Here is a 24,266-nt window from a genome sequence, read left to right as displayed (position 1 = left end):
GCCCCGGGTGGCGGAGGCACCTGCTCCCGGTGATCACTTCATGAACACAGGGAGTCATGAAGGGGCTTGACGCGCGCAGAGTCGGAATGTTTCAGGACGATTAACGAACAGCTGATTTTCGGCCATCTGGCCGCTTCGGGGGAGGGGAAACGCCTCAGTTCCGGGGTCACAGCGTTCGATTTCCGTGACTTCACGCCACTGATTCAACACGAAAGGTTACTGAAACCTATGGGTTCGATGTGAGTTTCGGCGGTGGACTCGGCAGAGTGGCGCTCGCCGCTCCGGTGCCCGACCGGGCTGGAGCCGGTAACTCGTCTGTTCGAGCGGAAGGATGCACACAATGCGGAACACCGCGCGCTGGGCAGCGGCCCTCGGCCTCACGGCCGCAGCCGTTTGCGGACCCCTGACCGGGGCTGCCGTCGCTGCACCGGGCGCCGCCCCGTCGTCGCTCTACGCCCCCTCGGCGCTGGTGCTCACCACCGGCCACGGCAACGACGCGGCCACGGCCACTCCGGAGCGCGCCGTCACCCTGAACTGCGCCCCCACGGCCTCCGGCACCCACCCGGCCGCCGCCCAGGCCTGCGCCGAACTGCGCGGCGTAGGGGGCGACCTGGACGCCTTGAAGCCCGCCGGCGACATGATGTGCACCAAGCAGTACGACCCCGTCGTCGTGACGGTCCAGGGCGTCTATCAGGGCAAGCGCGTCTCCTACGAGCGCACTTTCGGCAACACCTGCGTGAGGGATGCCGTCGGCGGCGCCCTCTTCGCCTTCTAGACCGGGATCGTGGGTCCCCGTGGACACCGGATCAGGCTCGCAACTGGGGAGTGCGGCCCCTGGGGCGGGGAACCTGCGATCTCGCGCCGGGGCAGGCGGGCGGAGTGGGGCCGCCCGCAGGCTCCGGGCACACAGCCGCTCCCCGGGCCGGTCCGTGGGGGGCCGTCCCGGGGAGCGGCGAAAAACAATCTGTTTCAACCGTTGCTCAGACCCGGCGTCGGTGACTGGTGTCGCACCACGGGTAGCGGCGACTGCGTCGGCAGGTACACAGAGCGACACGGAACCGGTCCGAGAAGACCGTTGTTCCGTCCTCGAGTTCGATCTCCACGGGCCCTTCCACCAGGAGGGGCCCGCGCCGTTGCACGGTGATCCGGCGGGCCCGGCGGGCAGCGGAGTCGGGCGCGCGGTCCACGGCGTTCTCCGGCCCGGATTCCGCGGGGTCGTTCGGTCCGGTGTCAGCGCGGTCGTTCGGCACGGATCACCACCAGCTCTTCCCTGTCGTCGGCCGGCGCGAGCAGCCCGCGCCGGCGCAGCCAGTCCTCCCGGGAACGCAGCACCGGGCCGAGGGCGATCCAGCGGCGTCGGACCGTCGCGGCCTTCAGGCCCGCCGCCCGCAGCAGCTCCAGGGTGCGGTCGGGGCCGCTGAGCGCCGAGTGCACGATCAGCAGGATCCCTCCCGGGCGCAGCAGCGCCGGCGCATCCCGGCAGATCCGGTCCAGCAGCAGCCGCCCGTCGTCCCCGGCGTCCCAGGCGCGGGACCGGCCGCGCGGCGCACGGGAGGCGTCGGGCGCCGGTACGTAGGGCGGGTTCGCCAGGATGAGGTCGTACGTCCGGCCCCGCACCGGTGCGAAGAGGTTGCCGTGCCGGATGCGCACCGGCAGCCGGCTCAGCCACGCGTTCAGGCGGGCCGTCCACACCGCCCGCCGGGACACGTCCACCGCGGTCACCTCGGCTCCTCGCAGGGCGGCCTCCAGGGCCAGCGCGCCGCTGCCGGTGCCGACGTCCAGCACACGCGCGCCGGGCCCCGGGGCCTCGTCGCGGAGGGCCTCGGCCAGCAGCTCCGTGTCGTCCTGTGGGGCGTACACGCCCGGAAGTACCAGAGTGATCACACTGCGCGGGTACCCCGGTAGTCAGGATGTATGGGACATCTGTCGTGCCAGGGGTGTCAGCAGGGACGAGCGTCCCGCGCCCCAGTCGGCGAGCAGCCGCCGGCCCAGCCGGCCCTCCAGGTACTCGGTCACGTCGATCCCGAAGGCGATGTCCGGTGCCAACTCCGGCTCCTCGTCGAGCAGTCCGCCGATCACCTCGTGGCGGACGACCTGCTCGTGCACCGCGTCCGCCTCCACGTGCTCGTCGTAGAAGAACGCGGCCGCCGGCCCGGCACCGGTGCGGCGCATGGCCTCGGCCAGCCGGCGGGAGGCGGGGGAGGAAGTGATCTCCACCTCGGCGAAGTGGCCCACGAGCGCACCGCGCAGCTCCCGGTGCAGGCCGAACAGGGACATCAGATTGACCACGGCCAGCATCTCGGCGGGGGCCGCGGCCACATAGCGGCCGTACGTGGTCTCCAGGCCCAGGTCGGTCATCAGGTCGGCGAACAGGCGCGCGTGGACCCGGTCGGCCCGGCCGCCGCCGAACTCGTCGTACTCCACCGCCGCCATCGCCGCCTTCGCCCGGCCCCACAGCCGCGGCAGCACCCAGGCGTGCGGGTCGGCCTCCTTCAGGTGGTACAGCGAGCGCACTGCCGCGTATTCCCGCACCTGCCACAACTCGCCCTCCGCGGACAGGAAGTGGGAGACCCCCGTGCCCTCGGCCGGCTCGACCAGGAGGGCGGCGAGCGCGTCGTCCAGGCTGTCGTGGACCGGGGTGTCGGCGCGCAGCGCGCCGAGGAAGCGGTGCTCCAGCGCCGCCCGGACGCGCAGCAGCTCCGGATCCCACTCGGTCTCGGGCGGGACACCGGCGAAGCCGCGGTAGTGCAGCTCGTAGCACAGGTAGAGGGCGAGTTGGAGGTCGTCGCCGTACGGGTCCGCGGCCCCCGCGTCCGCGGGGCGGGGGAGGGGGCCGGTACCGTGCAGATACGCGGTGACCGCGGCGGAGAGCGGGCCGCGCGGCGGGGGCGGCTGAGGTCCTCGCAGCTGGTGGTTCATGGGGCTCGGGTACCCGGCCCGCACGAAAGCACGGGTGATCGGTTGCCCGGTGAAGAACTCACCGGACTCCTCCCACCCGGAGGCGCCGGCCCGGGCGATCACCGAGCGGCGCCCACCAGTGCCGGCGGAGCACCCCCGGGGCGCGCCACCCGGCCGACCTCAGTCGCCCTTCGCCTGCTCCTGCGCCCCGGTGTTCGGGGTGATGGCGTCACCGGCCTCGCCCGAGGCGTCCCGGTCCTCGTCGCGCTTCTCGGCCTCCTCGACCTCCCGGAGCACCTCCTCCAGGGCCGTCTCCGGCCGGTCCTCGCGGTCCTTCCCACCAGGCATGGCGGCTCCTTCCGTCGTCACGGTGATCTCCACTGCGAGTTACCCGGCGGAGCCGTCCCAAGCGTCCCGCGGTGTCCCGCCGCAACGGGCGAGGGGCCGCCGTCTCCCTGCTGACTGGCGGCCCCTCGGGCCCGGACGGCGGCTCCGGTCACATGTGGACGACGGGGGTGGCACCCGCGTCCTGCGCCGGCACGCCGCGCCGGTAGAACACGAAGGCGAGCACGGCACCCGCGCCGAAGAGCACCGCCGACCACCAGAAGGCGGTGGTGTAGCTCTCGATCGTGGCCTGCGCCCGCACCGGCTTGCTGGTGGCGTCCCGGCCGGCGAGGTAGTCGGTGCCGGCGCTCGCCGCCAGGGTGTTCAGCAGGGCCGTGCCGATCGAGCCGCCCACCTGCTGCATGGCGCTGGCGCGCGCATAAACGAAACTGTTTCGTACACATCGAGCGTAGAACACCGTGAGCGAAACGGCAACGTTTCTTTTAGCGGCGGCGGCCCACCCGCCGGGTGCGTCGGTCGGCGGGCGAAGACGTGGGCCAGGGCTGCGGCCAGGGCGCCGGGGCCGGCCGGGATCACCCGTGCGGCCGGACGACCGTCGGGGCGTACGAGGAACGCGGTGCTGCGGCGAGTGCGCACCGGTCGCGGAACACCGCCCCGCGCGCTGGGGAGCACCGGCAGGGGCAGGGCGGACCGGGGCCCCGCGTCCTGCCCGTGGGCGCTCCGCCGTGCGCGGTGTTTCAGTGTGTGGCGCCCTGGATACACCCCGAGGGTTCGGCCCCCGAGTTCGCGCGCCCGTGCACGCCGTCGCAGTGAGGTCGTCACCATGTCCCATGCCCCGTCCCCCGCAGGACCGTCGAACGGCACCCGGCCGGTGCCGGGCTCGGCCGAGGAGGCGGCCCTCGCGCCGCCGGCCGGCCGCGAGCGGGCCGGCCGGGTCGGCGCCGCCCTGGTGACGGGCGCCTCCTCGGGCATCGGTGCGGCCGTGGCCCGCCGACTGGCCGCCGAGGGCGGCTGGCGGCTGGCGCTGAGCGGCCGCGATGTCACCCGACTGGAGCAGGTGGCCGCCACTGCCGGTGCGGTGGCGCTGCCCGCGGACCTGACCCGGCCGGGCGCCGACCGCCGGCTCACCGATCTCGCCCTGGACCGCCTCGGCCGGCTGGACCTGCTGGTGGCCGGCGCCGGAGTGGGCTGGGCCGGGGACTTCACCGGCATGCCCGCCGCGCGCATCGACGAGGTCGTCGGCGTCGACCTGCTCGCCACCCTGCACCTGGTGCGCACCCTGCTGCCCCACATGGTCGCGGCCGGATCGGGACGCCTCGTGCTCGTCGGGTCCTTCGCCGGCAGCGTGGGCGTGCGCGGGGAAGCCGTCTACTCCGCGGCGAAGGCCGCCCTCGGCACCTTCGCCGACTCGCTGCGCTACGAACTGCGCGGCACCGGAGTGGGCGTCAGCCATGTCATCCCCGGCGTGGTCGACACCCCCTTCTTCGACCGGCGAGGCACCCCCTACACCCGGTCCTGGCCGCGGCCCGTGCCCGCCGAGCGCGTGGCGGACGCGGTCTGGGCCGCCGTCCTGCACGACAGGGACGAGGTGTACGTCCCCGGGTGGCTGCGCCTGCCCGCCCGGGTGCGCGGCGCCGCGCCCGGACTCTACCGGCGGCTCGCCGCCCGCTTCGGGTGAACCGTCATGACCGCCGTCACGGTGGTGCTCGCCCTGCTCGCGGCCCTGTCCAACGCGGCCGCCTCGGTGCTGCAGCGCCGGGCGGCCGTGCAGGAGCCGGACCAGGGCGGCGGGGCGGGAGCCGACGTGCGCCGGCTCGCCCGGCTGCTGCGGCGCCGCTCCTGGCTGGCGGGGGCCGGTCTGCTGGCGCTGTCCAGCCTGCTCCAGGCCGGGGCGCTGGCCGTGGGCAGCCTGTCCCTGGTCCAGCCCCTGCTCACCGCCGAGCTGCTGTTCACGCTGGCCGTGGGCAGTATCGTCTTCCGGCGCCGCCCGGACGGCCGGACCTGGCTGGCGTTCCTCGCCCTCGCCGGCGGGCTGGCGCTGTTCCTGCTGGCGGCCGCGCCGTCACCCGGCCGGCACACCGCGCCGCCGGCGGCCTGGCTGCTGGGCGGCGGCGCGGCGCTCGGCGTCGTCGTCCTGCTCGTGGCGGTCGCACGTCCCACGCGGGGCGCGTCCCGGGCCGCGCTGCTCGGGCTCGCCTCCGCGGTGTCCTTCGCCACCACCGCGGCGCTGCTCAAGGAGGCCGTGGGGCGGCTCGGACACGGGCCCGGGGCGATGTTCGCGCACTGGTCGCCGTACGCCACGGGGGCCGCCGGACTCGTCGCCTTCCTGCTGCTCCAGGGCGCGCTCGCCGCCGGATCGCTGACGGCCTCCCAGCCCGCCCTCACCCTCGGCGACGCGCTCGCCAGCGTCGCTCTCGGCTGGGTGCTGTTCGCCGAACGGATCCATCTCGGCCTGAGCGTGCTGCCGGAGGTGATCGGCGTCGCCCTGATCGGCGCGGGCAGCATCGGCCTGGCCCGCGCTCCGTCCGTCGGCGGGGAGTGGGACGCCGACGACCCGGCGGCGCGCCCCGGCTCCGCCGCCCTGCCGCGCACCCCGAGGAGGTAGGTCACCGATGTCCCCCGTGTCCGGCCGCTCCTGGCGGACGGCCGCCGTCCTGCTGCCGGCCGGCGTCGCCGCGGTCCACATCGGCCCGGCGGCCACCTGGCTCCCGGGCGTGCGGCTGCCGCTCTTCCCGGGGCTCGCCGGCACCGGCCACCGCCGGCACGTCGCGCTCAGCTTCGACGACGGACCGGACCCGGTGTCGACCCCGCGCTTCCTCGACGCGCTGGACGGGCTCGGGGTGCGGGCCACCTTCTTCGTGCTCGGCGAGCACGTGGTGCGCCACCCCGCCGTGGCCCGCGAGACGGTACGGCGCGGGCACGAGCTGGGCGTGCACGGCTGGACCCATGACCGGCCCTGGCGGCCCGCGTTCGCCCGCGACGCCGAGGAGGTCGCCCGCACCGTCCGCGCGGTACAGGACCTCACCGGGCACCGCCCGCGGTGGTACCGGCCGCCGTACGGCATCCTCACCACGAGCCGCTGGCGGGCCGCCCGGCGGGCCGGGCTGCGGACGGTGCTGTGGTCGGCGTGGGGCAGGGACTGGACGGCCGACGCCACGCCGGCCTCCGTTCGGGCACGGGTCGCCGCGGACCTGCGCGGCGGCGGCACCGTCCTGCTGCACGACTCCGACCGGCACTCGGCCCCCGGCTGCTGGCACGCGGCACTGGGCGCGCTCCCGGACATCGTCCGGGACTGCCGCGCGGCGGGCCTCGCGGTCGGCCCGCTGCGCGACCACGACCCGGCACCGGCTCCGGCGCGGACCGCCGTACCGTCCGGGGCCGCCGCGGAGTGACGCAGGGCGTGCCCCTCGCACCTCCGGCGGGGGCCGCCGCCTGCCGTCCCGCTCACAGTGCCGTCACGCACTCCATCGCGTCGCGGCGGAACAGGGCACGGCCGCGGGCGACGCGGTCCGCGCGCTCCCGGCCGCCCTCGCGGAGGCCGGCGAGTGCCGTCAGCAGTCCGGGGCCGTCCGTGGTGAGCTCCGACAGACCGGCTTCCGCCATCCGCCGGACGCCGTCCGCGCCGTGGCCGGGCAGCGGGCGGTGGCCGACCACGGGCAGGCCCGCGGCGAGGGCCTGGACGGCGGTCTGCCCGGCGGCGTTGTCCACCAGGACGTGGCAGGCGGCCAGCAGCCCGGGCATGTCGTCCACCCAGCCCAGGGCGACCGCCGCGGGCTCCCGGGACATGCGCGCGAGCAGCCGCTCGTTACGGCCGCACAGCACCACCGGGAGATAACCGGCCGCCGCCAGCAGCCGGGCGGTGGCGGCCGGCCGGGAGGCCGCACCCCAGGCGCCGGCCGACAACAGCACCGGCGGCCGGCCGGGCGCCCGCCCGGCGAACCGCTCCCGCCACCGGGCCGCTCCGGGAGCCGGCGCGCGGAAGGCGGGCGCGACCACCGGGCCGGTCGTGACCACCGGCCCGGGCGCCACCCGGCGCACCTCCGCCGCCGCCGCGTCCGTCAGGCACAGGTGGAGGTCGTTGCCCGGATGCAGCCACTGCCGGTGCACCGCGAAGTCGAGCAGGAACACCGCGCTCGGCACCCGCAGCCTGCCCTCGGCCCGCAGATGGCCGGTGAGCTGTGCGGCCAGATGGAACACCGACACCACCGCGTCGGCACCCGTCCGGTCCACCAGGTCGGTCAGCCGGTCCCCGGCCAGCCGGGCCAGCGGCACCCCGCTGGGCCGCGGGCCGGGGCCCTGGCGCAGGAACGTGCCGTAGACCCCGGCGTACACCCAGGGCAGGTGCCGCACCGACGTCTCGTAGCCGCGGCGCAGTCCCGTGCCCAGGCCGTACGGCAGCAGCCGCAGCACGTCGACCACCCGGGCCTCGTGCCCCTGGGCCGCGGCCCGCCGCGCGAGTTCGGCGGCCACGGTGTCGTGACCGGCTCCCATGCTCGCGCTCACGATCAGCGGTCGACGCCGGCCGCCCGGCGTGTCGTGGTCGGTGGTACGCACGGGTTCCGATTCTCCGGTGACACGGCACGCAAACGGCGGACCCGTCCGCCGTGTCGCCGGACCGAACGGTCACTCGTGCGCACCATGACACCGTCCCGGTGCCCGCGTTCCGGCTGCGAGTCGCCCGGTGCGTGCCAGGCTGGATGCGTCGGCACCGAAAACAGCGCGCGCAAGAGCGTGTGGGCGGCGAGCACGGGAGGGAGCCGTGAGGTGGTTGCGGCGCGGCCTGCATCGCGCGTGGGAGTGGCTGCGCATCGGAGCCCTGTTCGCGCACGGCCGGGAGCTGGAGCTGATGCACCGGGCCATGGGGTTCGCCACCCTGGCCCTGGTGACGCTGGCGCCGCTGCTGATCGTGGTCGCCGCGGCCGACCCGCTGGTGCGCGGCGGCTTCGCCTCCTGGCTCACCGACGGCATGGGCCTGTCCGGCCGGTCCGCCCGCGTGCTCACCGACGTCGTCAGCCCCCCGCGCAAGGTCATCGGCACGACCAGCGTCTGGAGCGGCATCCTGCTCGCCGTGTTCGGCGTGTCCTTCGGTGGCAGCGTACAGAACGCCTACGAACGGATCTGGGGCCTGGCCTCCGGCCCCTGGCACCGGGTGTGGCGGCAGGCGACCTGGCTGGTGGTGCTGACGGCGTACCTCTACCAGGAGGTGACGACCAAGTCGGCGGTGCACGGGACGCAGCGGATCGTGCTGTCGACGGTGAGCGGTGTGCTGTTCTTCTGGTGGGGGCAGCGCTTCCTGCTCGGTGGGCAGGTCCACTGGCGCTCGCTGCTGCCCGGCGCGGTGGCCACCGTCATCGGCCTGGCCGGTCTGCGCGCCTTCTCCTACCTCGTCTTCACCCCGCTCATCGTCACCAACGCCCTGAGCTACGGCGCCGTCGGCACCGTGCTCGTCGTGGAGTCCTGGCTCATCGGCGTGGGCTTCGTCATCTACGGCGGTGCCCTGTTCGGCCGCTGGTTCACCGAGCACCACTGGATGCCGTCCCACCACCACGACCAGCCGGACCAGCCGGCCGACGAGGCGGAGCGGGCCTAGGCCAGCTGACGGCGCACCAGCTCGTGCAGCCGGCCCCCGGTGTCCGCGAGGAGTTCGGCCGGTGCGCCCTGCTGGACGACCTTGCCGTCCTCCATCACGATCACCCGGTCGGCGTCCAGGACGGTCGACAGCCGGTGGGCGATGACGATCCGGGTCGCGTTCAGCTTGCGGGTGCTGTCGATGACGATGCGCTGGGTGTCGTTGTCCAGGGCGCTGGTCGCCTCGTCGAAGAAGAGGATGCGCGGGCGCCGGATGAGAGCCTGGGCGATCATCAGGCGCTGCCGTTGGCCGCCGGAGACCGCGCCGCCCGCCGCGACGATCGTGTGCAGCCCCATCGGCATCCGCTTGATGTCCTCCGCGAGCCCCGCCAGCTCCGCCGCCGCCATCGCCTCCTCCGGCGTGTACGGCTCGGTGCCGCAGATGACGTCCAGGATCGAGCCGGTGAACGGCTGCGCGTGCTGGAGGACCACCCCGCACTGCCGGCGCACCGCGGACTGGTCGAGCGCCGCGAGGTCCTGGCCGTCGTACAGGACGCTGCCGGAGACCGGCTTGTCGAAGCCGATGAGCAGGCGCAGCAGCGTGGACTTGCCGCAGCCGCTCGGGCCGACGATCGCCACGAACTCGCCCGGCCGTACCGCGAAGGTCACGTCGTCCAGGACGAGCGGGCCGTCGTCGGCGTACCGGAAGGAGAGCCGGCGGGCCTCCAGTGCGCCCGACAGCGGGCCCGGGCGGGTGCTCGCCGTCCGCACCTCGGGCGTGGCCTCCAGTACCGGCTTGATCTCCTCGAACAGCGGCAGGGCCGCCACCGCCGACACGAACGCGCCGGTCAGCTGGGTCACTGAGGTCAGCACCATGGTCACCGACGTGTTGAAGGCGAGGAAGTCCGCCGCCGACATCGCCCCCTTGGCCGGGCCCGCCAGCAGCATGAACATCAGCAGCGTGCACACCGGCAGGTAGACCGCGCCGAGCACCGTGGTGAGGTTCTTGATCCGGCCCGCCTTCTGCTGGAGTCCCCGGCTGCGCGCGAACTCGCGCGCCCAGGCCGCGTACGCGTAGTTCTCGGCCGCCGCCACCCGCAGCTTGGGCAGCCCGCGCAGGGTCTGGAACGCCTGGTTGTTCAGCTTGTTGCCGAGCACCACCAGCCGCCGCTGCCAGCGCACCTGCCACAGGCCGAGCGCCCCGAACACCGCCGCGATGACGACGAGCATCCCGATCGCCGCCATCGCCATCGGCACGCTGTACCACAGCAGCAGACCCAGGTTCATCGCGCCGACGGTCACCGACTGGGCGACCACCGGGCCGACGCCGGCCAGCATCCGGCGGATCGCGCTGATGCCCATGGCCGCGCTGGCCAGTTCACCGGTCGAGCGCTGGGTGAAGAAGCGGGTGGGCAGGCGCAGCAGCCGGTCCCAGACGGCGGGCTGGAGCGCCGCCTCGATCCGGCCCTCCAGACGCAGGATGGACAGGTTCTCCAGCAGGGTGAACGCCGCCGCGACCACCCCGCTCACCATCACGGCCAGGCACACCTGGACGATCAGGCCCTCCTGCGCCCGGGGCACGTACTCGCCGAGCACCTTGCCCGTCGCGATCGGCACCAGCGCGCCGATGGCGACCGTCACCAGCCCGGCGAGGAGCAGGCTCAGCAGGTCCCCGCGGGTACCGCGGAGGCTGAAGCGCAGCAGCGCGAGCGGGCCGAGCCGCTTGTCGGGCAGCGGCCGGTAGAACATCACCGCGCGCGGCTCGAACTCCTCCGCGTTCGCCTTCTCGACCGGGGTCTCCCGGCCGGTGCCCGGGTGCACGGCCACATAGCCGCCGCGCCGCCACAGCAGCGCGACCGGCGCCTGGGACAGGGCCCGCCGGCCGACCAGCGGGCCGACGTTCTCCCGCCACCAGCGGCCGCTCAGCCGTACGGCCCGGGTACGCACCCGGGAGGCCAGCGCCACCCGCTCCACCGGGTCCAGCCGGTCGCTCTCCGTGCCGCTCTGCGCGGGCTCGGCCAGCTTGATCCCGGCCGCCTCGGCGACGAGCCGGCAGGCCGCGTGGGTGGCGTCGGCGTCGGCGGCCGTCGTGCGGCGGGCCGAGCGCTTCCCGATGGAGGCGAGCAGCGTCCGGTCGGCCTGGGCGCGGACCGCCTCACCGGCCTTGATGCCGGCGGCCGTACGCGTCTCGTGGGTGCGCTCCAACTGCTCGATCCACCGGTCCAGCGCGGTCAGCAGCCGGTACTGCTGATCGACCATGCTCTGCCACAGCGCGGGGTCCATCAGCAGATCGGCGGCCGCCTCCGCGCCGTACAGCGAGCCGTACTGGACGCTGCCCGGCGGCACCTGCATCCAGAACACGTCGTCGTCGGCGGGCGTACCCGTCCGGTCCTCGGCCATCGGGGCCTGGAAGAGCACGGACAGGCCGCGGCCGACGCCCAGCGCGAGGGCGTACTCCAGCGGGCTCGTCGTCGGCGGTACGTACTGCGGGTTGCCGTACTCGTCGTACGACCAGGTCTGGGTGTGGGCGGGCTGGTACAGCTCGCGCAGGTTGACGCGGTGCACCACGCAGTCCCGGACCGGGCGGGCCACCAGGGTGTGCTGGGGGCCGCTGACCGGTCCGAGCAGCAGCGTGCCCGCCTCCAGCCGGCCGAGGTGGTGCCAGTGCCCCTGCTGGACGGCGTCCACCGCGAACAGGTCCAGCGCGCCGGCCGCGACCAGCCACAGCACCTGCGGGCCCTCCAGGTCCAGACGGTTCTGGCCGGCGAAGTCCAGCCGCGTGCCCAGCGAACCGAGCGCGCCGAGGACGAGGTCGCCGTCGTATCCCTCCTGAACAGTCGTCATCTCACCGCTCCCTGACCAGTGCCGCGTACGAGCCGCCGCGCGCCACCAGCTCCTCGTGCCGTCCGCGCTCCACCACCGTGCCGTGCTGGAGGACGACGATCTCGTCGCTGTCGCGGACCGTGCTCAGCCGGTGCGCGATCACCACACAGGCGCAGCCGCGCCGGCGCAGGTTGTCCATCACGACCAGCTCGGTCTCCGCGTCCAGCGCGCTGGTCACCTCGTCCAGCACGAGGATGCTCGGCCGCCGCACCAGCGCCCGGGCGATCTCCAGACGCTGGCGCTGGCCGCCGGAGAAGTTGCGGCCGTCCTGCTCGACCTTGCTGTGGATGCCGCCGGGCCGGCGCATCACCACGTCGTACAGGGCCGCGTCCTTCAGCGCCTCGACCACCGCATCGTCGGGGATCGACGGGTCCCACAGCGCCACGTTGTCGCGGACCGAGCCCTCGAAGAGGAACACGTCCTGGTCGACGAAGGAGACGGACGCGGCGAGGGCGCCGCGCGGGATGTCCTCCAGCCGCCGACCGTCGATCCGGATCACGCCGTCCCACGGCGTGTAGAGCCCGGAGATCAGCCGGGAGACCGTGGACTTGCCGCTGCCCGAGCCGCCGACCAGGGCCACCTGCTGCCCCGGTCCCACGGTCAGGTCGAAGCCGGTCAGCAGGGGCTTGTCGAGCGGGCTGTAGCCGAAGGTGATGTTCTCCAGCTCGACGTGCCCGTGCAGCCGCCGGGTGGAGTCGCCTCCGTCGGGGCGGGCGTAGAGCGGGTCGGCCTGGAAGTTCTCCACGTCCTTCAGCCGGGCCACGTCGGCCGCGAAGTCCTGGATGCGGCCCGCCACGCCGTTGAGCCGGGTGAGCGGGGCGGTGAAGCGGGTGACCAGCGCCTGGAAGGCGACCAGCAGACCGACCGAGATGTGCCCCTCGACCGCGCGGAGCCCGCCGATCCACAGGATCAGCGCGCTGTTGAAGGTGGCGAGTGTCGGCGCCACCACGCCGAGCCAGGCGCTCGGCACACCGAGCCGCTGCTGCTCCTCCAGGGTGGTGGCGTGCTGCCCGGCCCACTTGCGGAAGTAGCCGTCCTCGCCGCCGGTCGCCTTCATCGTCTCGATCAGCTGGAGGCCGGTGTACGAGGTGTTGGTGAGCCGCGCGGTGTCCGCGCGCAGCTTCGCCGTACGGGTCGCGCGCAGCCGTACGACCAGCCGCATGGCCACCACGTTGAGCAGGGCCACGCCGATGCCGACGAACGTCAGCTGGGGGTCGTAGGTGTAGAGCAGGACCGCGTACAGCACGACCACGACGGCGTCGACACCGGCCGCCGCGAGGTCGCGGGCCAGGGTCTCGGCGACCTGGTCGTTGGACTGCAGACGCTGCACCAGGTCGGCGGGGGAGCGCTGGGCGAAGAACGTCACCGGCAGCCGCAGCAGATGGCGCAGGAAGCGGGCGCTGGAGAGGGTGGAGGAGATGATCCGGCCGTGCAGCAGGTTGGTCTGCTGGAGCCAGGTCAGCACCAGCGTGAGCAGCACACAGGCGGCCATCGAGGTGAACAGCACGCCCAGCAGCGAGGTCTGTCCGCCGATGAGGAACATGTCGATGTACGTGCGGCTGAGCGCGGGGACGGCCGCGCCGACCGCGACCAGCAACAGGCTGGCCAGCACCGCTGCCGGGAGGGTGCCCGCGGTGCCGCGCAGCCGGGCCGGCATCGCGCCGAGCACACCCGGCCGGCGCCCGCCCCGGGTGAAGTCCTCGCCCGGCTCCAGCACCAGCACCACGCCGGTGAAGCTGCCGTCGAACTCGTCCATGGGCACGAAACGGCGGCCCTTGGCGGGGTCGTTGATGTACACCCCGCGCCGGCCGAAGCGGCGGCCCATGCCGTCGTAGACGACGTAGTGGTTGAACTCCCAGAAGAGGATGGCCGGTGCCCGCACCTCGGCGAGGGCGGCCAGGTCCATCTGCATGCCCTTGGCCGTCAGGCCGTAACCCCGCGCCGCCTTCAGCAGGTTGGAGGCGCGCGAGCCGTCGCGGGAGACACCGCAGGCGATGCGCAGCTCCTCCAGCGGGACGTGCCGGCCGTAGTGGCCGAGGACCATGGCGAGGGAGGCGGCGCCGCACTCGACGGCCTCCATCTGCAGGACGGTGGGCGTACGGACGGTTCCGGTACGGGACTTGGGGGCGGGCCGCCTGGCGGGAGCCGCGCGTCTGCGGCCGCGGGATTGCTGGGCGGTGGTCACGGGAGCAGCCAATCGACGGGACGCTGGTCGGCGAGCCGGACGGAACCGGTGGCGAGGGTCATGGAGTCGAGCCGGAACGGCGGTCCGCCGGCGGTGGACCACCGGTAACCGCTCTTCGTGGACGGCGACGTGTCGAGTTTCACCAGGACGGCCACCGGGCGGCCCTTGCGGGTGAACTGCTCGCCGAGCTGGCTGTCGCCGAGGAACGCGGAGATCGACTGGGCGGACTGCGCGGTGCGGTCCACCGACGCCACCTCGCCGCGCAGCACGCCGTACTGCTGTGTCGGTACGGAGGAGACGGTCAGGTCGACCGAGGCGTGCGCCGGGATGGCGGCCGCGTTCTCGGCGGGCACGTACACGGTCGCGTACAGCGGGTCGGAGGCGTGGGCGACCTTCTCGACCGCGGCGACCGTGGTGCCGGTCCGGATGATCTGCCCGATGGTGGCGGCGAGCGTGGTGACCCGGCCCGCGGCGACGCTCCGGACCACCGCGTCGCCGTTGGCCGTACGGACCTTCAGGACGGGCGCGTCGGCCGGCAGCCGTTCGCCCTGCCGGGCGAGAACGGCCGTGACCTGCCCGGACACAGGGCTCTGGAGCAGATAACTGCCCTGGCCGTGGGTGAGGATGGCCGGCGCGCCGACGGTGGAGGCGACCGAGCCGGTCACCGCCCATACGGAGGCGGCGGCCATGACGACGACGGTGACGCCGAGGGCGAGCCAGCCCTGCGGGCGGGCGAGCCGCACCGGAAGGTCCAGCTCCTCCGGTGACTGGAGCTTGGCGAGGGCCTGTTGGCGGAACTGCACGGAACTTCCCTCACCTGTGGGAGAGACGCAACTGTTTCAGGGCATCCGAGAGCCCCGGAGCCGAGGGACGGCTCCGGGACTTCGGTGACACCGAGGTGCGATCAGAGACCGGCGACCAGGCCGTTGATCGGGGCGGTGTGCAGGCCGGAGACGCCCTCGACGGTGCCGACAACCGTGTTGACCAGACCGTTCACGCCCGGGGCGATCTCGTTCACGGTGCCGAGGGTGCTGTTGAGGGTGTTGGAGGACAGACCGCCGGAGACGTTGTCCAGCTCGGCGTCCGAGATCTCGACGGTCTCAACCTGGGGGGTGGAGTTCATGGTGGAACTTCCCTTCATATGGATATTTCACAAGGGGGAGAGCGGCCCCCTCTGGGGACAGACGGACGGCCGCGACCGCGGGCGCCGGGCACCCGTATCCGGGGGCCCGCCGGACCGACGCGGTGCGATGGATCAAAGCACGCACGCGGGGCGCTCTTCCAATCAATCAGGGCTCTCACCTGGGCACTTGGCTCCCGAAGGGGCGTATCCGTGCAGGCTCGTGCACGCCTTGTCGGCGACTCCTTCACATGCCGCACGGCATCGTCGCGCAGGGCCCCTTGCCCTCCGGTACGCGAATCCGGCACTCCTCGCCAAAGGCGTCGTCGGGGGCGCGTGGATGTGCAGATCCGCTGGTGCCGGTGCGGCGCCTGCGTGATCGATGTGCAGATTCCCTGAAGGGAGGATTCCGGTTAGTGTTCGGAGCTGAGCGTTACCGACCGATAGCTGAGCGTGTCAGCCCAGGATCGCGTAGACCGTGCTCGCCCGGGCGGCGAGCGCGCCCGAGACGGCATCCCTCAACGTGACATCCGCGAACGCCATCCGGCGGCCCAGCTTGGTCAGGACCGCTTCGATCAGGACATCCGCGCCGGTCACCGCCCGCTGGAACGACGTCGACTGCTGCACCGTCGTCATCGGCACGAAGGCGCCCCGCGCGGCCGACACCGCGATCACCGTGGCCGTGTCGGCGGCCGCCATCAGCGCCTGGCCCGACAACCCGCCGCCCTCCCGGGCCAACCGGTCCGACCAGGGCAGACGCAGCACGGCCCGGTCCTCGCCCACCGCCTCGACCGTCAGCCCGAGATCGAGCACCCAGGGGGCGAAGTTGGCGGAGAGGATCTTGTCGGCTTCGGCGGTGGTCATCGTCATATGGGGGATTGTTCCCGGCCGCCCGCCGTGACACGCGGAGCATGGCCGATTCGCCGCGCAGGAACCGCCGGCGGGAAACGGAATTGAACACACCGCGCGGCCGGTGCGTACCTACGGCCATCCAGGCGCCCCGATACGCAGCCCGATCCGAACTGCCCGTAAGCGGCAGACCCCCGTCCCCAGGAGGTCGAGAAGTTTGAGTCACAAGCGAATGCCGAAGCGAAAGGCCGCGATAGCGGTGGGCGGTGTCGCGGCGCTCGGAGCGGCGGCCCTCCTGCTGCCCCACGCCAACGCCTCCCAGGACCAGAACCAGACGGCCGCGGGCGGCGCGGCGGGCGCGAAGACACTGAAGGCCGGCGACGCCTCGGACCTCGCCGCACAGCTCCAGAAGATCCTCGGTGACGCCTTCGCCGGCTCCTACTACGACAGCGGCAAGCAGCAGCTCGTCGTCAACGTGGTCAGCGGCGACAACAATCTCATCGTCCAGGCGAAGAAGGCCGGCGCGGCCGTCCGCCAGGTCGAGAACAGCATCGGCGAACTCAAGGCCGCCGCGCGGACGCTGAAGACCAAGGCGACCATCCCCGGCACCTCCTGGGCCGTCGACCCGCGCACCGACAAGGTCCTCGTCACCGCCGACAGCACCGTCACCGGCGCCAAGTGGGACCGGCTCGAGTCGACCGTGCGGAGCCTCGGCTCCGGCATGGCGACCCTGAAGAAGTCCTCCGGCACCTTCAAGCCCTTCGTCTCGGGCGGCGACGCCATCTTCTCCCAGGCGCAGGGCGGAAACGTCCGCTGCTCCCTCGGCTTCAACGTCACCGCCTCCGACGGCAGTCCCGCCTTCCTGACGGCCGGTCACTGCGGGGTCGCCGCCAAGGACTGGTCCGACTCGCAGAACGGGCAGCCCATCGCCACCGTCGACCAGGCGACCTTCCCGGGCAGCGACTTCGCGCTGGTCAAGTACAACGACGCCGGCACGCAGGCGCCGAGCGAGGTCAACGCGGGCAACGGCCAGACCGTGCAGATCAAGCAGGCGGCCGATGCCACCGTCGGCGAGACCGTGTTCCGGATGGGGTCCACGACCGGTCTGCACGACGGTCAGGTCACCGGCCTCGACGCCACCGTCAACTTCCAGAGCGAGACCGACCCGAACGGCGTCGACACCGTCAACGGCCTCATTCAGACCAACGTCTGTGCCGAGCCCGGCGACAGCGGCGGCTCCCTGTTCACCCAGGACGGCAGCGCCCTCGGTCTGACCTCCGGCGGCAGCGGCGACTGCACCAGCGGCGGCGAGACCTTCTTCCAGCCGGTCACCGCCGCCCTCCAGGCCACCGGCGCCACCCTCGGCGACGCGGGCAACGGAGCGGGCGGCCAGGCGGGTGCCGGTGACGAGGCCGGCGCGGGTGACCAAGCCGGTGCCGGGGATCAGGCGGGTGCCGGTGACGAGGCCGGTGCCGGGGATCAGGCGGGTGCCGGTGACCAAGCCGGTGCCGGGGATCAGGCGGGTGCCGGTGACGAGGCCGGTGCCGGGGATCAGGCGGGTGCCGGTGACCAAGCCGGTGCCGGTGACGAGGCCGGTGCCGGCGGCGACCAGATCGGCGGTGGGGCCGACCCGTCCGACCCGTCCGGCTCGGCCGGTGACCAGTCCGGCGCCGGTGCGGCGGAGAACGGATCGTCGTCCCTGACCGGCAGCCACTGAGCGACCGGCACCACGTACTCCCCGGCGGCCTCCCCCTCGGTCCGGCCGCCGGGGATCGGTCCGGCCCTCCGGCGGGAGGGCCGGACCGCGGTCGTGGGGGCCCGGACAGCGGTGGTGGGCCGGACGGCGGTGGGCCGGACGGGGTGGGCCGGCGGGCCGGAGGGCGACTGTGGGCGATTGGCCGGACAGCGGGGGAGGGACGGGCAACGGGCTGCCCCAGGGCGGCCGTTGGCGTCAGGCGTCGGCGCGGGCCCGCAGAAGCAGTACCGCCACGTCGTCCATCCGTTCCCGTGCCGCCGCGCTGTGCTGGACCACCCGGTCCGCCAGAGTCTCCAGCGGCTGGTCGCCGATGTCCGTGAGCAGTCCGCCGAGGTCGGCCAGCGCGTCCTCGATGTCGACGCCGGGCGACTCCACCAGGCCGTCGGTGTACAGGACGAGCACCGAGCCGGGCGCCAGGGACACCTCGGTCGTCGGATACACGGCCGAGGCGTCGATCCCGAGAAGCGGACCGCCGGCCAGGTCAAGCACCCGCACCCGCCCGTCCGGCCGTCTCAGCAGCGGCGGCGGATGTCCGGCCCGCGCCATGACGGCCTGCCCGCGCGCCGGGTCCAGCCGGAGATACAGACAGCTCGCGAACAGGTCGGCGGCGAGGTCGATCAGCAGGCGGTTGGTGCTGCTCATCACCTCGTGCGGCGCCTGCCCCACCGTCGTGTACGCCCTGACCGCCGTGCGGATCTGCCCCATCAGCCCCGCCGCGGTCACGTTGTGCCCCTGGACGTCCCCGATCACCGCCGCCGCCAGCGGACGGGTCGGCACCAGGTCGTAGAAGTCGCCGCCGATCTCCATGCCCTGGGTGGCCGGCAGATAGCGGGCCGCCGCCTCGATGCCGGGCAGCGTCGGCAGTGAGTGCGGCAGCAGCGCCTGTTGGAGGCCGTGCGCCAGCCGGTGCTTGGCGTCGTAGAGCAGGGCCCGCTCCAGGGCCTGTGCGATCAGCCCGCCGAGCGAGGTGAGCACCGCCCGCTCGTCGGCGGGGAAGACATGCCGCTCGGCGTAGGCCAGCACACAGCTGCCGACCGGCCGCCCGGACGCGATGAGCGGCAGGTACGCCCAGGCCGCGAAGCCGTCCGGAGTCTCGTGCCGGCTCGGATACAGCCGCTCCAGTTCCTCGCGCGACGCGAAGAACGCCGGCACCCCCGTGTTCAGCGCCTGCGTGCCAGGGGTGCGCTCGGACAGCGGCAGCCCGTTGAACCGCTCCACGACGTTCCGGTCCGCATATCCGCGGTGCCCCAGCACGTGCAGCCGCCCGGCCTGCGCCCGGAGGATCACCATGGCCTGGCTGCCGACGGCCGGCGCCACCTCGTCCCACACCAGCTGCACCACGTCCTGCACCCCCGCCGCTTCGGTCAGCGCGCCCGCCAGGCTCAGCACCTGGGAGATCGTCACCAGCCGGGACGGGCCCGGACCCGAGCGCGGGGCGCCTCGCGTCATCTCCGCCACCGCCCGGGCCCGGCTGATCCGCACGCTCAGCCCGGTCGTGCTCGGATACAGCCGGAACGACAGCCACTCGCCGGGCGGGCGCATCGCCACGAACGACGTCGTCTGCTGGCTGATCAGCGCCGCCCGGTAACGGTCCTCGTACATCGGGTCGTTCAGCCACGGCACCGACACCCAGGGCGGCGTGCCGAGCAGTTCCCCGGCCGGCCTGCCGAGCAGTTCCGCGGCGGCCGCGTTCACGAAGCCGATCCGGCCGTGGACATCCAGCGACACCAGCCCGTACGGCAGCCGGGACACCATCCGCGCCGCCTCGACCGAGCCCAGCGTGTCGGCCACTCCCGATATCGGCGTCGCGACCACGTCCGGTTCACGGCCGAGCGGCCGGTTCTCCCGCGCCGCCCGCTCCAGCCGCAGCGCCAGCCGGCCGCAGGCCGCCGTCAGATGCTCCCGCTCCCGGTCCGACAGCTCCGGCGGATGTGCGCCCGGCCAGGTCACGAACACCGCGCCGTACACCGTGCGCTCCGTCACCACGGGCACCGCGGCCAGCGCGAACGGGTACGGCAGCACCACCGCGATACGCGGATAGCGGCGGGCCATCTCCTCCTCGCCGCCCACCCATACCAGCCGCCGCTCGCGCACCGCGTCCGCGACCGGGATCGGCGCGCTCAGCCCGACCCGCTCCCACGGCGCCGCGAACGCCCGGGGCATGCCCGCGTGCACCGCCATCTCCAGGACCGGCTCGTCGGGCCTGAGCAGATATACCGCGCCCGAGTGCGCGTGCACGTCTTCCAGCATCGAGGCCAGCGCGAGCGACAGCACCGGCAGGGTGGCCGGCGCCCCGTCGGCCGCCGGTGCCGGTCCCGGCCCTGGCCCGTCGGACACGCCGACCACCTCCTCCTACGGCCGTGCGTCGCATCCCGGGCACAAGACTCCCTCGCGGCGGCGCCCGGCGCACGGCGAGCACGGACGAGGCTCGGTTCGCGCCCCCGCGTGGGGGTTGGCTTCGCATACCCCGCCCCGCCGTCTCCATGCACCGGCTTTCCCGGCCCAGCGGGTCGGTGCTTTCCCGGTCCACCGGGTTCGTCGCGTTCCGGCCCCGGTGCCCCGGTCCGTCCGGTGCCCGGCCGTGTGGAAGAGGCATGGAGGGGGGAGCGGGCCGGTACAGGAGAAGCACGGGTGGTGTACGGGGTTTTCGTGTGCGCCCCCATCGCGCCGGGTTGGCCGATTCCGTACGTCCGGGCCGCGGACCCCCCTCCTCCGGTCCTGTACCGGTCGAGTGCCGGGGGGAGGACCGCGGGGCGGCCGGGACACGCCGGTGGCGGGCCGAGGTCGGCCATGGCGCATTCCGGCGCTGTCCCGGGCGGCGGCCCGCGCAGCGCCCGCTGGCCGAATCGTCCCCCCAGATCAGGGGCGGGTCCGGCCATTCGGCGAACGGCGTGGCGCAGCACCGGCCCGGCGCGTTCCACGGGCCGACGGCGTGCCAGGTCACCGCCCAGCGGGAAGTTTTTCCCGCGCGCTCGGTTTGCGCGCGGGGCGCCGGGGCACACGCGGGTGCGACGATCCGGCCGCGGCCTTGGGCGCGTGAGGGACTGGCTGAAGTTGCCGGATGGTGACGCAAATGCACCGCCAGAGCACTCTGCGTTCAACCTCAGGGGGTTGCTTACGCGTGACTCACCGTGAAGACTGTGGCCGAGTTCCATCGAAACGAAGGTGTCGCGGGGTGCGCATCATGCCAATCGTGGGGCGGCATGCGCTGCGACTGCGTATTCTCACACCTCGATTCGAGCGGGCGGGGCTGAGGGCCCCGCGGTTCGTTCACGAAACCGGGAGGGTCCCGCGCGACCGCCGCGCGGGAGGAATCGCCGAGGGGATGGGTTATGTCGGGTTGGTGCACCGCACGACAGTGTTCGCTGCGGGGCCGTGGCCGGCCGTACGGCCGGCGGGTCCTGCATCGCATCTGTTGAGGGCGCCACGCGCGTCGAGAACACTGCACGCGTCGAGAGCACCGCACGTGCCGAGGTCTCTGCACGTGTTCAGAGCCTTCGGTTCACCCCGGCACCACACCGGCGGCAGCTGACCGTCCGGCCCCGCACGAGGAAGCACCACGGGTCACGCGCTCCTGCCGCCCGGACGTCCCGGCAGCGGTGGCGCAGCCGTGCCCCGGCCGTCGCCGGTCCGCGACATCCCCCTGTCCGCGTGGCTCCTCCGTGCCCGCACGCGCTAGCAAGGAGACAAGGTGATCAGCAAGCAACCGACGGGCGCCCGGATCCTGTTGGAGGACTTACCCGACCGCTGGCGGGGCTTACGCGAGGCCGGGCCGGTGCGGTACGACGAGGATCAGCGCAGCTGGCAGGTGCTGGGCCACGAGACCGTCGCGACCGTGCTCGCCGATCCGGCGACGTACTCCTCGGACCTCTCCGCCCTCGCCCCCACCCAGTCCGACTTCGAGACCTTCCGGCAGGGCAACTTCGTCGGCATGGACCCGCCGGAACACCGCAAGCTCCGCACCCTGGTGAGCCAGGCGTTCACCCCGCGTGTCGTCCAGGGTCTGGAGCCCCGTATCGAGGCCGTGTGCGCCCGGCTGCTGGACGCTGTCGCCGACCGCGACCGGTTCGACCTGGTCGACGCGCTGGCCTACCCGCTGCCGATCATCGTCATCGCCGAACTGCTCGGCATCCCGGCCGAGGAGCACCGGCTCTTCCAGGAGTGGGCGAGCGTCCTGTTCGGCGGCGACCAGCTCGGCGAGGCACCCGACATGGCCGACCTGGAACGGGCGCTGGAGGCCATCGCCCCCACCGTGCGCGAGATGAACGGCTACATGCTGGAGCACATCCGCGCCCGCCGCGCCGCTCCCGGCGACGACCTGACCAGCAGACTCATCGCCGCCGAGGTGGACGGCGTCCGCCTCGCCGACCAGGAGATGGTCGGTTTCGTGGCTCTGCTGCTGGTGGCCGGTCACATCACCACGACCGCGCTGCTGGGCAACGCCGTCGTCACCTTCGACCGGCACCCCGGCACGGACGCCGCGCTGCGCGCCGACCCCGCGCGCATCCCGGTCGCCGTCGAGGAGGTGCTGCGCTGGCTGCCGCCCTTCCCGGAGCTGGGCCGCAGGGTCACCCGGCCGGTGGTCCTCGGCGGTCACGACATTCCGGCGGACACTCTGCTGATGGTGCATCTCGGCGCCGCCAACCGGGATCCCGCCCGCTTCGACACGCCCGACCTCTTCGACGTGACCCGGCAGCCCAATCCCCATCTGACCTTCGGGCACGGCATTCACTTCTGTTTCGGCGCACCACTGGCCCGGCTGGAGGCCCGAATCGCCCTGCGCATGCTGCATGAACGATTCCGCAGCCTGGCGATCCCCTCCTACGAGGACATCGCCTACCAGAACCCGGCCGTGATCATCGGCGTACGGCATCTGCCCGTCGAGGTCCGCAAACCGTAGGCCCGCGCGCGACGCGCCCCCGGCCGGCCCCGCACGCCGCTCGTTCCACGGGCCGGACCGGCACACCCGCACATGAGACCCACCAACGGGAGTCCCCTTCTCATGCCCTACACCATCCCCGCCGCTCCGGCCGCCTGCCGAACACCGTCCCCGGTGCGCCGGGACATGCAGGACCGTCTCGACGCCCTTGCCCGGACCCACCGGGTGCCCGGCACCCAACTCGTCGTGGACACCGGCACGGAGGTCATCGCCGTACACACCGGTACCGCCGACGTCACGACCGGCGTCCCCTTCACCGACGACACGGCGGTCCCGCTGGGATCGCTCACGAAGCCCTACACCGCCGCGCTCGTCATGCTCCTGGCCGACGACGGCGACATAGATTTGGACGAGCCCGCCGCCGAACACCTCCCGGAACTGAGCGGCTTACCCGAGGTGACCATTCGTCACCTGCTCAGCCACACCGGCGGGTTGCCCACCGGGCCGGACTCGGACACCGCCGCCGCGACCACCGCCACCCGGTATCTCACGGCCGTCTGCACCGCCCGCGACGCGCTGTTCGCACCGGGCACCGACTTCTCCTATTCCAACGCCGGCTACGTCGCTGCCGGCCGGCTGGTGGAGGCGGTCACCGGAATGCCGTGGCCGGAGGCGGTCCGGGTGCTGCTCCTCCATCCCCTCGGCGTGATACCCGCGTTCGTCGGCGACACCGCGCCGACCCGCCCCGTGGCCGCCGGACACGCCGTCAACACCGCGACCGGCCAGGCCCGTCCGGCCCGGCAGAATCTCGCCCCCCTGGAGGCGCCCGCCGGCGCGCTGCTCGCGAGCGCGCTGGACCTGACCGCGTTCGGCAACGCGCTGATCGGCCGCTCCGACCTGCTGCCGCCCGCCGTCGCCAAGGAGATGCGCCGCGCCGAGCCCGCCGCCCGCCCGGGCGCGCTGGCCGACGGCTGGGGCCCCGGACTCGCCCTGTACCAGCGGGACGGCCGCGTGTGGTACGGCCACGACGGCAACGCCCAGGGCACGTCCTGCCATCTGCGGGCCGACCCGGAGAGCGGGGTGGTGGTCGCCGTCACGGGCAACGCCGGCGGCGCCACCGCGCTCTGGCACTCACTCGCCGACGAACTCGCCCTGCTCACCGGCGTACGCATACCCGCCGGCGCACAGGCCGCCGACCGGGGCCGTCCGGTCGCCGCCCCGCCCGACTGCGTGGGCACCTACCGCAACGGCACCACGACGTACCACGTCACGCCCGGCCCGGACGGCGCGCCGACCCTGTCCGTCGACGGTGACCCGCCCATCCCGCTGCTCTGCTACACCGACCTGTCGTGCGACCTGCTCGACCCGGCCACCGGGCGACCCGAACCCGGGGGCCGCTTCCACCGCGATCCGGCCACCGGCACGGTCGACCGCATACAGATCTCCGGACGCGTGGCCCGCCGCACCGACGACGGCTGAACAGCGGTTGCCGGCGGTCTCGGGTGCGGGTGTGGACCCGTCCGGGTTCGGGTTCGGGTGCGGGCCCGGGTTCGGGTGTCGGTCCGGCTGGGGTGCCGGTGCCGGGTGGGTTCCGGGACGGCTCAGGCCCCGGTCCGGCTCGGTCCCTTGCCCCGCTCCAGCCCTTGCCCCGCTCCAGCCCTTGCCCCGCTCCGGTCGCCGTCCTGGCGTACACCGTCGCCGTACCGCCCGGCCTCCCACCGCGTGCCGCGCCACCGGCGCCGGGTCGCGTGGCATCCGCCCCGGCCGGGCCGGTCGTCGGCCT

The 24,266-nt window shown here is 73.7% G+C and carries 19 protein-coding genes and 1 pseudogene; 8 read left to right on the top strand and 12 right to left on the bottom strand.

What is annotated here, in order from left to right; all coding sequences use genetic code 11:
* Nucleotides 1-340 precede the first annotated feature (340 nt).
* Complete coding sequence (locus ACZ7DL_RS12155) at nucleotides 341-775, top strand: protease inhibitor (protein WP_470773665.1); 435 nt, start codon at nucleotides 341-343, stop codon at nucleotides 773-775.
* 205 nt (nucleotides 776-980) lie between these two features.
* Here the strand turns inward: ACZ7DL_RS12155 and ACZ7DL_RS12150 are convergent, their stop codons facing one another.
* The 5 genes and pseudogenes from ACZ7DL_RS12150 to ACZ7DL_RS12130 all read right to left on the bottom strand — a co-directional run.
* Nucleotides 981-1,187: a CDGSH iron-sulfur domain-containing protein gene (locus ACZ7DL_RS12150; protein ID WP_470774076.1), complete on the bottom strand. Its 207-nt coding sequence runs from the start codon at nucleotides 1,185-1,187 to the stop codon at nucleotides 981-983.
* Nucleotides 1,188-1,230: 43 nt separating this feature from the next.
* Entirely contained in the window at nucleotides 1,231-1,860 is a 630-nt protein-coding gene (locus ACZ7DL_RS12145; protein ID WP_470774074.1) for a HemK2/MTQ2 family protein methyltransferase, read from the bottom strand.
* Nucleotides 1,861-1,905: 45 nt separating this feature from the next.
* Entirely contained in the window at nucleotides 1,906-2,919 is a 1,014-nt protein-coding gene (locus tag ACZ7DL_RS12140) for an iron-containing redox enzyme family protein (RefSeq protein ID WP_470773663.1), read from the bottom strand.
* A gap of 159 nt (nucleotides 2,920-3,078) precedes the next feature.
* Nucleotides 3,079-3,246: a hypothetical protein gene (locus tag ACZ7DL_RS12135; protein WP_470773661.1), complete on the bottom strand. Its 168-nt coding sequence runs from the start codon at nucleotides 3,244-3,246 to the stop codon at nucleotides 3,079-3,081.
* Nucleotides 3,247-3,394: 148 nt separating this feature from the next.
* Nucleotides 3,395-3,661 (bottom strand): annotated as a pseudogene (locus tag ACZ7DL_RS12130) (MFS transporter); the annotation flags it as partial.
* A gap of 405 nt (nucleotides 3,662-4,066) precedes the next feature.
* Here ACZ7DL_RS12130 and ACZ7DL_RS12125 point away from each other — a divergent pair.
* From ACZ7DL_RS12125 to ACZ7DL_RS12115, 3 genes are read left to right on the top strand one after another with little or no spacing between them, the layout of a single operon-like run.
* A complete protein-coding gene (locus tag ACZ7DL_RS12125) occupies nucleotides 4,067-4,921 on the top strand; it encodes an SDR family NAD(P)-dependent oxidoreductase (RefSeq protein ID WP_470773659.1) in 855 nt (284 codons plus the stop codon).
* 6 nt (nucleotides 4,922-4,927) lie between these two features.
* Nucleotides 4,928-5,848 (top strand): DMT family transporter, encoded by a 921-nt coding sequence (locus ACZ7DL_RS12120; RefSeq protein WP_470773657.1) that lies wholly within the window; start codon nucleotides 4,928-4,930, stop codon nucleotides 5,846-5,848.
* A gap of 7 nt (nucleotides 5,849-5,855) precedes the next feature.
* A complete protein-coding gene (locus ACZ7DL_RS12115; RefSeq protein WP_470773655.1) occupies nucleotides 5,856-6,635 on the top strand; it encodes a polysaccharide deacetylase family protein in 780 nt (259 codons plus the stop codon).
* Between the two features lie 52 nt (nucleotides 6,636-6,687).
* Here ACZ7DL_RS12115 and ACZ7DL_RS12110 read toward each other — a convergent pair whose 3' ends face one another.
* On the bottom strand, nucleotides 6,688-7,734 hold the full coding sequence (locus ACZ7DL_RS12110) for an MGDG synthase family glycosyltransferase (protein ID WP_470774072.1): 1,047 nt from the start codon (nucleotides 7,732-7,734) through the stop codon (nucleotides 6,688-6,690).
* Between the two features lie 277 nt (nucleotides 7,735-8,011).
* Between ACZ7DL_RS12110 and ACZ7DL_RS12105 the strand changes: the two genes are divergently transcribed.
* The gene (locus tag ACZ7DL_RS12105; protein ID WP_470774070.1) at nucleotides 8,012-8,833 is read left to right on the top strand and encodes a ribonuclease BN; all 822 of its coding nucleotides are present in this window, start codon (nucleotides 8,012-8,014) and stop codon (nucleotides 8,831-8,833) included.
* Here ACZ7DL_RS12105 and ACZ7DL_RS12100 read toward each other — a convergent pair.
* The 5 genes from ACZ7DL_RS12100 to ACZ7DL_RS12080 all read right to left on the bottom strand — a co-directional run bounded on the left by ACZ7DL_RS12100 (nucleotide 8,830) and on the right by ACZ7DL_RS12080 (nucleotide 15,869).
* Nucleotides 8,830-11,655 carry an NHLP bacteriocin export ABC transporter permease/ATPase subunit gene (locus ACZ7DL_RS12100; protein WP_470773653.1) on the bottom strand — a complete coding sequence of 942 codons (2,826 nt, stop codon included), beginning with the start codon at nucleotides 11,653-11,655 and terminating at the stop codon, nucleotides 8,830-8,832. The two genes, ACZ7DL_RS12105 and ACZ7DL_RS12100, sit on opposite strands and share 4 nt — an antisense overlap.
* Nucleotide 11,656: 1 nt before the next feature.
* Complete coding sequence (locus tag ACZ7DL_RS12095; protein WP_470773651.1) at nucleotides 11,657-13,879, bottom strand: NHLP family bacteriocin export ABC transporter peptidase/permease/ATPase subunit; 2,223 nt, start codon at nucleotides 13,877-13,879, stop codon at nucleotides 11,657-11,659.
* Nucleotides 13,876-14,682, bottom strand: a complete 807-nt coding sequence (locus ACZ7DL_RS12090; protein ID WP_470773650.1) for a hypothetical protein — start codon at nucleotides 14,680-14,682, stop codon at nucleotides 13,876-13,878. Before ACZ7DL_RS12090 ends, ACZ7DL_RS12095 begins: the two co-directional genes overlap by 4 nt.
* Nucleotides 14,683-14,783: 101 nt before the next feature.
* Nucleotides 14,784-15,002 (bottom strand): type A2 lantipeptide, encoded by a 219-nt coding sequence (locus ACZ7DL_RS12085; RefSeq protein WP_470773648.1) that lies wholly within the window; start codon nucleotides 15,000-15,002, stop codon nucleotides 14,784-14,786.
* 453 nt (nucleotides 15,003-15,455) lie between these two features.
* Complete coding sequence (locus ACZ7DL_RS12080; protein WP_470773646.1) at nucleotides 15,456-15,869, bottom strand: PaaI family thioesterase; 414 nt, start codon at nucleotides 15,867-15,869, stop codon at nucleotides 15,456-15,458.
* Between the two features lie 211 nt (nucleotides 15,870-16,080).
* Here ACZ7DL_RS12080 and ACZ7DL_RS12075 point away from each other — a divergent pair, with 211 nt between their 5' ends.
* Nucleotides 16,081-17,565, top strand: coding sequence for a S1 family peptidase (locus tag ACZ7DL_RS12075; protein WP_470773644.1), 1,485 nt, complete (start codon nucleotides 16,081-16,083; stop codon nucleotides 17,563-17,565).
* A gap of 234 nt (nucleotides 17,566-17,799) precedes the next feature.
* On the opposite strand, the gene ACZ7DL_RS12070 is transcribed toward ACZ7DL_RS12075, so the two are convergent.
* Nucleotides 17,800-19,950 (bottom strand): PP2C family protein-serine/threonine phosphatase, encoded by a 2,151-nt coding sequence (locus ACZ7DL_RS12070; RefSeq protein ID WP_470773642.1) that lies wholly within the window; start codon nucleotides 19,948-19,950, stop codon nucleotides 17,800-17,802.
* A gap of 1,345 nt (nucleotides 19,951-21,295) precedes the next feature.
* Between ACZ7DL_RS12070 and ACZ7DL_RS12065 the strand changes: the two genes are divergently transcribed.
* Together ACZ7DL_RS12065 and ACZ7DL_RS12060 are read left to right on the top strand one after the other, a co-directional pair.
* On the top strand, nucleotides 21,296-22,504 hold the full coding sequence (locus ACZ7DL_RS12065) for a cytochrome P450 (protein ID WP_470773640.1): 1,209 nt from the start codon (nucleotides 21,296-21,298) through the stop codon (nucleotides 22,502-22,504).
* 102 nt (nucleotides 22,505-22,606) lie between these two features.
* The gene (locus tag ACZ7DL_RS12060) at nucleotides 22,607-23,962 is read left to right on the top strand and encodes a serine hydrolase domain-containing protein (protein WP_470773638.1); all 1,356 of its coding nucleotides are present in this window, start codon (nucleotides 22,607-22,609) and stop codon (nucleotides 23,960-23,962) included.
* Nucleotides 23,963-24,266: the final 304 nt, after the last annotated feature.

Source organism: Streptomyces sp. NPDC036984, assembly GCF_055607665.1.
This window is presented reverse-complemented; position numbering and strand designations above follow the sequence as displayed.